The sequence below is a fragment of the Pseudoalteromonas sp. DL2-H2.2 genome (assembly GCF_021532535.1).
Taxonomy (GTDB): Bacteria; Pseudomonadota; Gammaproteobacteria; order Enterobacterales; family Alteromonadaceae; genus Pseudoalteromonas; species Pseudoalteromonas rubra_A.
In genome coordinates, this window is sequence record NZ_JAKGBD010000010.1 from 65,863 (window position 1) to 79,020 (window position 13,158).

Consider the following 13,158-nt stretch of genomic DNA (forward strand, 5'->3'; position numbering starts at 1 on the left):
TATTATGCTTGCTCGGTCTTTTGTGTAGAATGGAATATGATATTCTATATTGTTATAAAGGAGCGCCGTGTGATCCAGTCTGAGCAAGACCAACTTATCTACCTCGATGCCAATGCCACTACGCCGGTATTACCCGAGATTGCCAAAGTCGTGGTACATACCATGCAGGTGTGTTTCGGCAACCCCTCGAGTGCCCATGTTACTGGTGTGCAAGCCAAGCACCTGATGGAAGAGGCGCGTAATAAAGGCAGAGAGGTGATAGGGGCGACCAGCGGCGAGCTGCTCTTCACCTCTGGTGCAACAGAAGGGATCCAAACGGCCATTGTTTCGGCTTTGAGTGATTATGTTCAGCATCATAGCGATCGATATGCAAATCCGGTTCTGATGTATGGCGCAACAGAGCATAAAGCGGTGCCGAATACCCTGAAGCACTGGAACCGTTTACTTGGACTGAATGCCGAGATCCTGGAGATACCGGTTGACCCGACAGGCTTACTGGATCTGGACTTTATTGCTGAGCACATTGAGCAGGCGGTGATGATATGCACTATGGCGGCCAACAATGAAACCGGCATTAAGCAAGACCTTGGCAGACTTGAGCAAGTGATCCGCGAAGGAAACAGCCAAGCTGCCTGGATGGTCGACTGTGTTCAGGCTTTGGGAAAATTGCCTCTGAAGCTGTCACAAACCACGATAGATTACGCGCCGTTTTCTGGTCACAAGCTCTATGCGCCAAAAGGGATCGGGTTTTTGTACATTCGCAGTGGCAGCCCTTACACACCCTTTATCGCCGGTGGTGGTCAGGAGTCGGGAATGCGCTCAGGCACAGAAAATATTCCCGGTATTGCTGCGCTGAGTACACTGTTTGATATGTTACTGGATAAGGAAAACTCTCCGTTCAATCTGGTTGCACAGCTTGAGAAACATCGCAGTATGCTGGCTGACGCCGTGGAAACGACGTTTAAGCAAGTCACTTTTCACCATGATTTTGCGCTGTCTGTGCCCACTACCCTGAATTTTTCGGTTGATCACCTCACCAGTAAAGAAGTGATTGATCTGCTGGATGCCGCCGGTATCCGGGTCAGCGGGGGATCTGCCTGTAGCTCTGGGTCAAGTCGCAGTTTTGTACTGGATGCGATGAATGCATCCGACTGGCAAAGCGAAAATGCCATCAGGCTGTCATTTGGTCCTGCTGACAGCGAGGCGCAGATCCGCCGTGCATGTGACGCACTTAAAAGCCTGAAACCTATCCTGGAGAACAACTGCCTGGTGGTGTCAGATAGCACTGCACCGGAGCAGGAGGCCTGTGCTGTGGGTCTGACTCAGTTGCGTCATCAGGGAGCCTGTTGCTGGCTGTATGTTACACCGGATAAGCAGGCAGTGATTGTAGACCCTGTTCCTGAATTGGTTCCTCGTTTACAGCGCTTGCTTGATAAGCAGGGACTGACTTGCAGGGCCCTGCTTAAAACCCACCTGAGTCAGTCGGCAGAGGATGCGGTGCATTTACTTGCCCACAACCTGGAACATGATGAAGCGTTAGACGCATTTGGCTGGCCTGTGGATTGCGCTGAGGGGTTATTGCAGGACACATTGGTAAAGTTGCCGGACATTGAGAGCGAGATTGAAAACCGCTGCTATTTATTAATGCAAGGTGAAGATGTGTCAGCCTGTTTTGCCGGCAAGCTATTGCTGCCGCAAGGCCTGGGAGACAGCCAGGGGGATATGACGCGCGCCGCGGCAATGGCCGAGACTCTGTTACGTCTGAATGAACTGCTGGATGACAACAGCTTGATCTGTAGTGCGCTGGATTATCAGCAGTGCTTTGCAATTAACTGGCATGCTCAGGTGCAGATAAGTCCGTTGCTGGGTCGGCTATTAAATGGGGCATGTTCGACCGCTGAATTTGTTGACCAAAAAGTCGGTATCGACAGCGACGTCAGTGCATTTAGGGAGCGTTTCCTCGATGCGCTGATTGATGCTGCGGTGCCTGCCGTGAAAGCGCTAAACCGCTCGGCTGCACAAGACTGGCTGGCATGTCATAAAGGGGTGATCATTGATTGTCGTGAACCTTATGAGTCGGATGTGTCTCGGCGCGGGATCACGGATCTGTTCGGCAATCTGGCAACAGGGCGGGTGCTTAATATTCCACTGAGCAGAATGACGGACGTACTGCGCAACGGGGCGCTGGATCCATCGCAACATTACCTGCTGGTGTGTCGTACCGGTAATCGTTCTATGCAGGCAGGGCATACGCTGGCGTTGCTGGGTTTTGATCGGGTTGCCAATTTGCAGGGCGGGCTGGCATTAAATTAATGTATGGTTGCCCCGGCCAAACCGGGACAAAGCCACTTACTGTGGTGCAGGTCCCGTACTTTCCCTTACCACCATGCTGGGCGTGAACGTGGTGATGATGTCTTTATCCTGATTGCGGCTGCCACGTGTTTTTGAAAACAACAGGCGTGCGGCGTGTTCTGAAATCACATCGTTTGCCTGATGGGCGGTGGTGAGCTTTGGCCAGGTCTGACGAGAGAACGGAGAGTCTTCAAACCCGGAAATAGACAACTGTGCCGGGATCTCTATATTCATCAATCTTGCTGCAAACAACGCACCGGCGGCCACCTCATCGTTACCGCCCAAAATTGCGGTGATCTGATTGCGATTGCCATCTTCAAGCAGGGCTTTTGCGCCTTGCACACCCGATTCAAAAGAGTAGGTGCCATTGTGGACGAACGCTTCATTAAAGGCTATCTGATGGTCGGCCAGAGCTTGTTTGTAGCCCGCCAGACGCTCGGTGGTTGATTTGTGTTCCTCATCACCACAAACGAAGGCAATGTGCTTGTGTCCAAGCGTGATCAGATGTTCGGTGATTTCATATGCGGCGGCAAAGTCATCGACATAAATGCAGTTTTTAGCTTTTTCTGCGTCATCTTCGTTATGTCCGGAAAGCAGCCTTACATAACTGACCCCCAGTTCGTCCAGCATGTCTATAATAGGTTGCTGTTCAGAGAGCGGCGGAGTCAGCACCAGGCCAGCCAGGCGAGAGCGTTTGATCATAGTGGCAATTTCTGCCTGCATGTCTTCTTGCTGCGCATTACAGGGGTGGATCACTAGCTCATAGCCTTCTTCTTTGCAACGGGACAACACACCGTTTTGCATGTCTATGATGTAGTAGGCATTGGGGTTGTCATAGACCAGACCGATGGCAAAAGATGACGTCCCCGCCAGGTTCCTTGCGGCAGTATTGGGTTGATAATTGAGCTCTTTGACGGCCAGCATCACCTGATCATAGGTTTTTTTGCGTACCGATGGTTCCTTGTTAATAACGCGCGATACGGTTTTCATCGATACGCCAGCGTGTTTTGCTACATCATTGATGGTTACTTTCATCTTGTTTTTCTTCTGTGAGAGAAGGTGGTACTATAATGTGTACAAGTGCCTAACTGCGCACTTTTTAGCGTGATCATTGCGCATTCCTGATGACTTGTGCTCAGGTATTCACTCGGTATAGTCCATGCCTTGATTTCATAAAATGATCATTTGCAGGTTCTAGTCTATCCAATTTGCTTTCAAATTAGCAGTAAAAATTCTACCAAATAAATTAATGATACCGGTGTCAAAAAGTCAAAATTGGGGTATTATGCGCAATGTAAAATTGAATATTAGCTATTTGACAGCGTTGTCATTTTAACTTATGTTTAACGCATTACACCGTTTAACACTTGTGATAATTACAATTTTTATTGTTTTGAAAACGCATCGTCACTAGGGGAATTTATATGAGTTGCCGTACACAACTACCGAGTTGGCAGGCTTTAACAACAGCATCAGAACAACTGAAGACACAACATCTGAAATCATTGTTTGAGCAAGATGTGACGAGATTTGAACAGTTCTCTCGTCAGATCCCGGGCTTGTTGTTTGACTTTTCTAAGCAACTTATTGATACAGATACCTTTACACAGTTGGTTAAGCTAGCTGAAGAATGTGATCTGGCCCAGTGGCGTGACAAGTTGTTTGCCGGTGAAAAGATCAATATCACTGAAGACCGTGCCGTATTGCACGTTGCACTGCGCAATCGTGGTAACACATCAATCTATGTCGATGGCGAAAACGTCATGGATCAGGTGAATAGCGAACTTGAAAAAATGAAGGTGTTCAGCCACAAAGTGCGCAGTGGCGACTGGTTGGGCTACACGGGCAAAGCAGTTAAAGACGTGGTTGCAATCGGCGTTGGCGGATCAAACCTGGGTCCTCAGATGGTAACTGAAGCGCTGAGCGCTTATGCTGATGATACCCTTAACGTACATTATGTTTCTAATGTTGACGGTGTTCAGCTGGCTCAGGTGTTAGATAAAGTTTGCCCTGAAACCACCTTGTTTGTGATTTCGTCAAAAACCTTTACGACGTCTGAAACCATGACCAATGCGCGCTCGGCGGTTACCTGGTTCCTGAACGCTGCACAAAATGAAGCTGAAATTGCTAAGCATTTTGTTGCTGTGAGCACCAACCTTGAGAAAACTCGTGCTTTCGGTATTAGCGACGAAAATGTATTCTCTATGTGGGATTGGGTAGGCGGACGCTTCTCACTATGGAGCGCGATTGGTTTACCCATTGCCCTATATTTGGGTTATGACAAGTTCGAGGCCATCTTAGAAGGGGCTTTCGAAGTTGATGAACATTTTAAAAATGCGCCTTTTGATCAGAATATTCCGCTGATCATGGCGCTACTGAGCGTCTGGAACACCAGTTTCCTTGGCTATCAGTCGCAGGCTATTTTGCCTTATGATCAGGCATTGCATATGCTGCCTGCTTATTTGCAGCAGGGTGAAATGGAAAGTAATGGCAAACACGTGACCTTTGCCGGGCAAACAGTGCCTTACACGACTGTGCCGCTGATCTGGGGCATGACGGGGATTAATGGTCAGCATGCTTTTTATCAGTGTCTGCATCAGGGGAATGTAATCGTCCCAGCTGATTTTATTGCGTCACTGAAACCGCAGCGCGACGTGGCCAAACACCATGATATTTTGCTGTCTAACTTTTTTGCTCAAACAGAAGCCCTGATGGCCGGTGTAAATGAGCAACAAGTACGCGCTGACTTGAGTGCAAAAGGTAAATCAGAGGCAGAAATTGAACGTCTGTTGCCGCATAAGATCCATGAAGGAAACCGACCTACTACATCCATGATTTTGGATGAAGTAGATGCTAAAGCGGTTGGGCGTCTTATCGCATTGTATGAGCATAAAATATTTTGTCAGGGCATTATACTTGAGGTTTGCTCATTTGATCAGTGGGGTGTTGAACTGGGTAAAGGCTTGGCAAGCGCCATTGAAGCAGAATTGACTCAGGATGGGGTAACACACCCACATGACAGCTCCACAGCAGGGCTGATTGCGTACTACAAACAAAACAGATAACAACCGCAAGTAATATGCTTGTGGTGTGCCTGAATTAACTTGGGCACAAGAGAAAAGAATACCTTTGAACGGGTAGCGCTGGAGTGCTTAGGGCCTGTATTTTTGTGAGAGGAATTACAGTGCCCCTAAGGCTCATTTTTTCAAATTTATTGGCCTTGTCACAACTGATAAGTGGCAGGCGGGTAAACTGGCTTTAACAGCCAACGAGCAGTGACGGAGCAGACTCTTATTGGGGATGTATGACGTAGTCGTCACGACGAACTGCATACATGGTTCAAACGGGTTACCCGTTACCATCCCGACCTCACTGCGGCACTAAACTATGGGTTCCAGACTGGCTCCATGTGCTGTGCATACGAATTCAAATCCAGCAAGAAAGCAGAGTTTGCTAGTCTGAACAGACTGGAAAACGGTTTTAACTAACGAGCGTGTGATGCACTTTGGTGCTACGCGCCTAACCTTGTGAGACATAATTATGCTTAATCCTTTTGATATCGTAATTTTTGGTGGGGGCGGCGACTTAGCGTTACGAAAGTTGTTACCTGCAATGTATCGTGCGTATCAAGAAGGTAATTTACCTGAAGGCTCACGCGTACTGCCAACTGTCCGTGCAGAAGAACAAAAAGAACAATACCTTGCCACGGCTGAGCAGGCACTCCAGTCTCACCTTAGTGAGGGTGAGTATAACGCTAAAGATTGGCAGGCTTTTGCCCAGTTTTTAGTGCCAGTGGTCGTTAACGTGACCGAGGCCGATGATAACTGGGACGCTCTGAAAGACATTCTCGATGCTGACGGCGAAGAAAAATCGCGTGTATTCTATTTATCTTTGCCGCCTGCGGTATACGGTACCTGTTGTGAGCTGTTGTCACAAAAAGGACTGATCACAGACAACTCCCGCGTGGTGGTAGAAAAGCCGATTGGCTATTGTGGCAAATCGGCAGAAGAAATTAACGGTAAGATTGCCCAGTTCTTCGATGAGAACCAGATCTTCCGTATCGACCACTACTTAGGTAAAGAAACCGTACAGAATTTGATGGCACTGCGTTTTGCTAACGCCTTGTTTGAAAACCTCTGGGATGCCAAATCAATCGACAATATCCAGATCAGTATCTCTGAGACGGTCGGTCTTGAGAGCCGAGCCGGGTTTTATGATAAAGCCGGCGCCCTGCGCGACATGGTACAGAACCACTTATTGCAGCTTTTATGTCTGGTGGCGATGGAGTCTCCGTCAAAGCTGAATGCGAACAGCATTCGTGCTGAAAAGCTCAAAGTACTTGAAGCTTTGCGTCCTTTGGTTGGTGAAGATGTTGACGATAACGTGGTGCGTGGTCAGTACGTACCGGGCGACCTGAATGGCAAGCTGGTCCCGGGTTATCTCGAAGAGCTGGGCGAAGGATCCAGCACCACAGAAACCTTTGTGGCTATCCGTGCACATATCGATAACTGGCGTTGGGCAGGCGTGCCTTTTTATCTGAGAACGGGTAAGCGCATGAAAAAGCGCTGTGCGGAAATTGTGGTCGAATACAAACCAGTTTCTCACAATGTGTATGGTCCAGATGTGGGCCCAATTCAGCCTAACCGCCTTGAGATCCGTTTGCAGCCGGAAGAAAGTATCCAGCTAACACTGATGTCTAAGCGTCTGGATAATCTGGAAATGCAACTGGAGCCTGTGACGCTGAACATCGAGCTGAGTCAGCAATACAGTAAAGGTTTCCATTCAGATGCCTACAAGCGTTTGATGCTGGATGCCGCGGCAAATAATCCGGCGTTGTTCATTCATCGTGATGAGGTGAGAGAAGCCTGGCAGTGGATTGATCCCATTATCGCGCGCTGGCAAGAAAAAGGCACCCCTTCGCTTTATCGTGCCGGCTCATGGGGCCCTGAGGCCGCTGATGAGCTGCTGGAAGAGAATAATCATGCCTGGTTTAACGTGGGAGAGAAAGCATAATGGCACAGCTGAACGAACAGTTTTTTGACAGTAAAGACGCAATGACCGCACAGTTGGCAGAGCTTTTGAGCAGCACGTTGAGCGATGCGATTGCGAACGATGGCCGTGCGACTATGCTGGTCTCGGGTGGTTCGTCACCGGCACCTGCATACCGACACTTGTCAAACCTGTCTTTGGCCTGGGATAAGGTCACAGTGGCTATGGTTGATGAGCGCTGGGTTGACGCCGATCATGAAAAGTCTAATGAAGCCTTCATCAACTCGACACTGTTACAAAACGAAGCAAGTGGTGCTGAGTTCGTGACCATGAAAAACGCCGCAGCCACGGCGCAAGCAGGTCAGGATGAATGTGAAAGCGCCTATGCGGCATTAAAAGCGCCGTTTGATATCACTATCCTTGGCATGGGCCCGGACGGGCACACTGCGTCATTGTTCCCACATGCACAAGGGCTGGAGCAGGCACTGCAAACATCTGAGCTGGTGTGTGCCATCAATGCAAAGCAAAGTGAAGTCACGGGCAGTATTACAGAGCGCATGAGCTTGACGCTGGCTGGTATTGCTAATACTAAGCATGCCGTACTCTTGATCAGCGGCGAGGCAAAACGCGCGGTATACGAAGAAGCCAAGCAACCAGGCTCTGAGCTCGACATTCCGTTGCGCGCGGTGTTAAATCACCCTGAGCTAACGCTTAGCGTGTTTTGGTGCCCTTAATCAGACAGACAGAATTACAACAGACAAAAAGCACGCTTCGGCGTGCTTTTTTAATGGATTGAGTTTGGAAACTTGAGCGTGTGTTTTAATACCAATTACACTTAATACCTGTTCAATTTGACGGAGCAAATATGACGCTAACGGCGTTAAAAATTTCTCATTTAGAACCTTTACCTAAGGTATTAGTTCGCAAATTTTTGCCTCGCCTATATGGATGTAGGTGCCTCAGCGATAGCAGGACGCGGGAGCGGTGTTATCGACCATATTTTCTCGCCTCAAGATTGCACACTTAACTAAGCAAATTGGTATAAAAATAAAAAGAGAGGCTCTGTTGCCTCTCTTTTTCTATCAATTACAAGGAATTGATAAACACCAGCGCAATGGCCAGCGGGCAGACAAAGCGGATATACCAGGGCCAGATCCGCCAGAATACAGATGAAGCGACTTCCGGGTGGCCTTCCTGAATTTCGCTCAGTAACTTCTGACGGTGCCAGATCCAGCCAACGAAAATACAACACAGCATACCAAGCAGGGGTTGACCGAATTGCGTGGTCAGCTGCACAACCAGACCAAACAGAGCTGAGAAGTTCAGAATGATTGTCACGCTTACGGTTGCGATGATACCGCCAATGATCCAGGTCGCCTGCGTTCTGGCCAGAGCAAACTTTTCAACCGCATAAGATACCGGGGCTTCAAGCATCGAAATAGAGCTGGTGAGCGCTGCAATGCTCATCAGGGCAAAGAAAGCAAAGCCAACAAAGACACCCACACCGCCCATGCCTTCAAACAAGGCTGGTAATACCTGGAATACTAACGTGTCTTCAGACAGCAGCTGGCCGCTTGATGAGAAAATTTCGACGCCCTGAGCCTGTGCCACATACATAGCAGGAATGATCAGCAGGCCCGCAACAAAGGCAATAAACACATCAATCAGCGTGACGTATGCCCCCAGAGAAACAAGGTTTTCCTGCTTACTGATGTAAGAACCATAAATGATCATGACACTGGTACCCAGCGACAACGAGAAAAATGCCTGACCGAGCGCACTGACCAGCAAACCCGGATCTAGCAGCGAAGAAAAATCAGGCACCAGATAGGCTTTTAAACCCGTCGTTGCCCCTTCCTGAGTCAGCACATAAGCAATCAACGAAAATAAAATGACCAGCAGCGCAGGCATCAGGCGTTTGGACCATTTTTCTATGCCATTTTCGACACCTTTACTGATGATAGAGATAGTCAGAGCCACGAAGATGAGCGTAAAGCTGAGATCTCTTACCAGAGACTGCTCTGACAGCCACTGTGCAGCACCTGCTGCGCCTACTGTTGTTGCGACTGGCTCCAGAGTGGCGCTGAGCATCCAGCCTGCCACGATGGCATAAAAGCTTAAGATCAGTCCGGCACAGATAATGCCACCAAACCCGACGAAAAATGCAAATTTCTTTTGCACTGGGTTGTTGCCCAGTTTTTGTAGTGAAGACACCGCGTTTGCCTGACCATGGCGACCAATCACCAGCTCAGCCATCAATGCGGGATAAGCCAGACAAAACGCCAGGATCAAATACATCAATACAAAAGCGGCACCGCCGTTACTGGCGGTTTGAGTTGGGAAACCCCAAATGTTTCCCAGGCCAACAGCTGAGCCCGCTGCTGCCATTATGAATCCGAAGCGAGAGCTGAACTCTCCGCGCACACTGCTCATATTCTTATACTTCTCATTTTTAAAGACGGCGGCAACAATCTACTGTAATTAAAAGGAAATAAAAAGGCCTAAATTGCTTTGATCTAACACAAGTTTTTGCGCAAATTCTAAGCGTAATCCGAAAAATCCAGTGCTGTGCTCGCCATTAGTTAGTATCTAGCTGATTTATAGCACAAATCTAACGCTTGTCAGTCAGTCTTGACAGTATTTCTCGGTGCTTTACAGGGAAACGTCAAGGTGAATTTAGCGCCGCCAAGCAGGTCGGATCTGCTGACTCTGGCCCGGCCATGGTGCCAGTCGACCACTTTTGAAACAATGGCCAGGCCGAGGCCATAACTCTTACCGGCCCGGTTTCGATGTCCCTGCTCCTGGAAAAAAGGATCAAATACTTTAGCCCAGTTTTCTTCCTCAATGCCAGGCCCATCATCTTCAACGCGTATTTCAATCTGATGATCCAATTGCTGGGCGCTGACGATGATTTGTTTGTCGGCAAAATCGCAGGCATTGCTCAGTAAATTAGAGATGGCTCTGGCCAGCCAGTGCGGATCGGCATCCATTTGCAAGTGTGCAGGGACCGAGACGCTGGCATTGATTTGTTTGTTCGTCAATTTAGGGGCCATCTGCTCAACGACATTGCGAATGTAGCCGTCCAGCTCTGTCGGGGCGAACTTGAGCAGGTGTGATTTTTGTTCAAGGGTGGCAAAGGCTAAATAACTGGCCAGCATGTTTTCCATCTGATCAAGATCTTTCTCCATACGATGCATCAGAGCGTGGACCTGCTCGATGTCATCTTCCTCAAACGCGGCATCAAAACCAAACCGTAAACAGGCAACCGGGGTGCGAATGTCGTGAGACAGGCTCGACGCCATGAGTTTGTTCTCAGCGAGAAGCTTTTCTATCTGGTTGGCCATGCGGTTAAAGGTCAGTTCCAGATCTTTAATATAGGTGAAGTGATTTACTTCGATACGGGCACTTAAATTACCACTGGCAAACTGTTTAGCGACACTCACCAGCACGGTAAGCCGTTTAGCAAGCGGTGCCAGGATAACCCACATAAAGGTGCAAATGCCGGCATAAAATGCCAGTGTCAAAAACACATCGGAATCATATTGCTCGGGGGGCTTTTCAAGTCTCAGTTCAAGGTAGTCTGGTGCCAGTGACGGGGCTGATTTAAGCAGGTAATAGCCTATATCATCCTCAAGCAGTAAGCCCTCTGGCTGCATCATTTGGTTTTTGAGCTCCATAGGTAATGCCAGAGAGTCCCCGGAGCTGTAGGTAATGGGCAAGTCAAAATCTTTACTCACTTGCTCCATATAGGCCGCCCGCAGCGTTTCAGGTATGGAGGCACTTTGGTTGGTAACGCCATAAAGCAGCTTGGCCTGCCAGGCAAAGGCGTCTTCTGCGGGCTCAGCTTGCTGGCTTAGGGTGTCAAGTAACCAGCCTAGCACCACAATTGAGATCAGCGCACTTGCGAGCAGGTAAAGATAGAGCTTTCTCATCCATTACTCCAAAGATAAGTACCGTTGCATCAGGCAGGGGAGAAGAGAGGCTTAGGCCCGCACCATTGTGAGCGGGCCATCAGGTAGCAATGTGGCTTACCAAGCCGAAGGCACAAGCAGATAGCCTTTTCCCCAGATTGTTTTGATCTTTTCCGGGTTCTGAGGATCATCGCCAAACTTTTTACGCAATGCCGAGATAAGCACATCGACGCTGCGGTCCAGGCCATCGTATTCACGGCCTTTAGTCGCTTTAAACACCGCGTCGCGTGACACAACTTCACCAGCATTACTGGCCAGAAAGTGCAGCAACAGGTACTCGGCGCTGGAGACATTGACTTCCTGCTCTGCCACGATGACTTTGCGTGCCTGCGTATCAATGCGTAGATTCCCGACATTGAGCATCAGCGCATTGGCATCTGAATTTGATTCATTATCTTGAGCAACACGCATATTAGCCTTGATCCGCGCCAGCAAAGCGCGTGGCCGGACAGGTTTAATGACATAATCACTGGCACCGACTTCGAGTCCAATGACTTCGTCCATCTCTTCGTCTTTTGCTGTCAGCATTATGATGGGCTTGCTATAAAACTGGCGCAACTCGCGACACACACTGATGCCATCTTGCCCGGGCAACATGATATCCAGCAACACCAGATCTGGCTCATGTTGCTTGACCATACCGACAACCTGGTCACCGCGATAACAACACTCTGTGGTGTAACCCTGATTGTTCAGGTAATCGGCAACCCACTGAGCGAGTGACTCGTCATCTTCAACCAACAAAATTGTGCCGTATTGCTCCATTTGACTTCTCCTTTATTGCGCTTGCCTTGCATGCTGCCGGCCAAGACGTTCATTACTTTGCTTGAATTATGTTCTTGACTGCAATTATAAGTACGAATCACGTAAAAAGTGTAATTAAGTGTGTGTTCTTGTTTAATAACCTCAGTTAAAGCAAGACATTAAGTTTTTCTATCAGGCCCTTGCTGAGATAATGCATCATATCGCTGGTTAGTGCGCTCACCTCTGTTTTGTTACAAGCTCCCGCTGTTTTGACCAGAGGAGATATTTGCGACTCTACCTGATAAGGCGGGATTTTCACGCTTTGGTTATATCGGGCACGACGCGCTTCTTCCTGATTTTGCTCAACGATATAGGAAATGACGGCGTGCTCATTGGCCACTTTTTCAGTTTCTGTAAATGTGTATTGTAGTGGAATACCCTGATACCCGGCACTGTTGATGGACGATTTGGCAAACCATATCACATCGGATGATGATTTATGCGTCAGTCGCATACTTAACGACGCAATGATATTACTGCATTGTTTGCTTGGAATGGTCTGAGCGAGCTGCGCTATATAGGGATGCGGATCTTCGGGCTTATTTAACACATAGACCTTGTCTTTACCAAATGACAGGTCCAGTTGTTGAACCACCAGGTGGTAGTCGCTGCTTTTTTGTGCGACTACGGTCAAACCTTTGTCTTTTAACAACTGGATAATCTGCTTACGCAAAGTATCCGTCATGCTCACTTTACTGGTATCTATGTACACCGTATTGCCACTTTTGACCGGGTGAGCGGGCAGCTGCACGGATTTGATCCGGGCAGACTCGAGTTCGGTACTGTATGATATTTGATAAACCGACTTGGTTAATAGCGGCTTTTTCGGCACGTCCAGTTTGGGCGCCATTGGCGGTGTTGCAATACACCCTGTCAGTCCGGCCAAGGCAATAATTGAAAGCAAACAGCGCATGACTTATACCTCTAAATTTAGTTTTATAGATCAGCACTTAGCTGCATTAAAACACGACAAATTCTTTGGTACGCTCCAAAGGGTGAGACAGAAAAGTTTCTGTGTTCAGCCTGGATTGTCTGCGTGAGC

9 protein-coding genes are annotated in these 13,158 nt (G+C 48.5%); 4 read left to right on the plus strand and 5 right to left on the minus strand.

The features are described from left to right. Positions 1–36 precede the first annotated feature (36 nt). Positions 37–2,313, plus strand: coding sequence for an aminotransferase class V-fold PLP-dependent enzyme (locus L1285_RS16570; RefSeq protein WP_235413271.1), 2,277 nt, complete (start codon positions 37–39; stop codon positions 2,311–2,313). A 36-nt stretch (positions 2,314–2,349) separates the two neighbouring features. Here L1285_RS16570 and L1285_RS16575 read toward each other — a convergent pair whose 3' ends face one another. After that, entirely contained in the window at positions 2,350–3,387 is a 1,038-nt protein-coding gene (locus tag L1285_RS16575) for a LacI family DNA-binding transcriptional regulator (RefSeq protein ID WP_235413272.1), read from the minus strand. Positions 3,388–3,776: 389 nt separating this feature from the next. Between L1285_RS16575 and pgi the strand changes: the two genes are divergently transcribed. The 3 genes from pgi (at position 3,777) to pgl (ending at position 8,075) form a co-directional block, all read left to right on the plus strand. Continuing rightward, the gene (pgi, locus tag L1285_RS16580) at positions 3,777–5,417 is read left to right on the plus strand and encodes a glucose-6-phosphate isomerase (protein ID WP_235413273.1); all 1,641 of its coding nucleotides are present in this window, start codon (positions 3,777–3,779) and stop codon (positions 5,415–5,417) included. Positions 5,418–5,892: 475 nt separating this feature from the next. Beyond that, the gene (zwf, locus tag L1285_RS16585) at positions 5,893–7,365 is read left to right on the plus strand and encodes a glucose-6-phosphate dehydrogenase (protein WP_235413274.1); all 1,473 of its coding nucleotides are present in this window, start codon (positions 5,893–5,895) and stop codon (positions 7,363–7,365) included. Beyond that, positions 7,365–8,075 (plus strand): 6-phosphogluconolactonase, encoded by a 711-nt coding sequence (pgl, locus tag L1285_RS16590; protein WP_235413275.1) that lies wholly within the window; start codon positions 7,365–7,367, stop codon positions 8,073–8,075. The genes zwf and pgl overlap by 1 nt, the downstream gene beginning before the upstream one ends. A 352-nt stretch (positions 8,076–8,427) precedes the next feature. Here the strand turns inward: pgl and L1285_RS16595 are convergent, their stop codons facing one another. The 4 genes from L1285_RS16595 to L1285_RS16610 all read right to left on the minus strand — a co-directional run bounded on the left by L1285_RS16595 (position 8,428) and on the right by L1285_RS16610 (position 13,029). Next, the gene (locus L1285_RS16595; protein ID WP_235413276.1) at positions 8,428–9,774 is read right to left on the minus strand and encodes a sodium-dependent transporter; all 1,347 of its coding nucleotides are present in this window, start codon (positions 9,772–9,774) and stop codon (positions 8,428–8,430) included. A 188-nt stretch (positions 9,775–9,962) separates the two neighbouring features. Further along, positions 9,963–11,273 carry a sensor histidine kinase gene (locus tag L1285_RS16600; protein WP_235413277.1) on the minus strand — a complete coding sequence of 437 codons (1,311 nt, stop codon included), beginning with the start codon at positions 11,271–11,273 and terminating at the stop codon, positions 9,963–9,965. A 96-nt stretch (positions 11,274–11,369) separates the two neighbouring features. Continuing rightward, positions 11,370–12,077: a response regulator transcription factor gene (locus L1285_RS16605; protein ID WP_125784198.1), complete on the minus strand. Its 708-nt coding sequence runs from the start codon at positions 12,075–12,077 to the stop codon at positions 11,370–11,372. Positions 12,078–12,222: 145 nt separating this feature from the next. Next, the gene (locus L1285_RS16610; RefSeq protein ID WP_046004216.1) at positions 12,223–13,029 is read right to left on the minus strand and encodes a hypothetical protein; all 807 of its coding nucleotides are present in this window, start codon (positions 13,027–13,029) and stop codon (positions 12,223–12,225) included. Positions 13,030–13,158: the final 129 nt, after the last annotated feature.

Bases quoted from the DNA above. Each gene is read 5' to 3' on its own strand.
- L1285_RS16570 (WP_235413271.1), top strand. From the start codon at position 37: ATGATATTCTATATTGTTATAAAGGAGCGCCGTGTGATCCAGTCTGAG.
- L1285_RS16575 (WP_235413272.1), bottom strand. From the start codon at position 3,387: ATGAAAGTAACCATCAATGATGTAGCAAAACACGCTGGCGTATCGATG.
- pgi (WP_235413273.1), top strand. From the start codon at position 3,777: ATGAGTTGCCGTACACAACTACCGAGTTGGCAGGCTTTAACAACAGCA.
- zwf (WP_235413274.1), top strand. From the start codon at position 5,893: ATGCTTAATCCTTTTGATATCGTAATTTTTGGTGGGGGCGGCGACTTA.
- pgl (WP_235413275.1), top strand. From the start codon at position 7,365: ATGGCACAGCTGAACGAACAGTTTTTTGACAGTAAAGACGCAATGACC.
- L1285_RS16595 (WP_235413276.1), bottom strand. From the start codon at position 9,774: ATGAGCAGTGTGCGCGGAGAGTTCAGCTCTCGCTTCGGATTCATAATG.
- L1285_RS16600 (WP_235413277.1), bottom strand. From the start codon at position 11,273: ATGAGAAAGCTCTATCTTTACCTGCTCGCAAGTGCGCTGATCTCAATT.
- L1285_RS16605 (WP_125784198.1), bottom strand. From the start codon at position 12,077: ATGGAGCAATACGGCACAATTTTGTTGGTTGAAGATGACGAGTCACTC.
- L1285_RS16610 (WP_046004216.1), bottom strand. From the start codon at position 13,029: ATGCGCTGTTTGCTTTCAATTATTGCCTTGGCCGGACTGACAGGGTGT.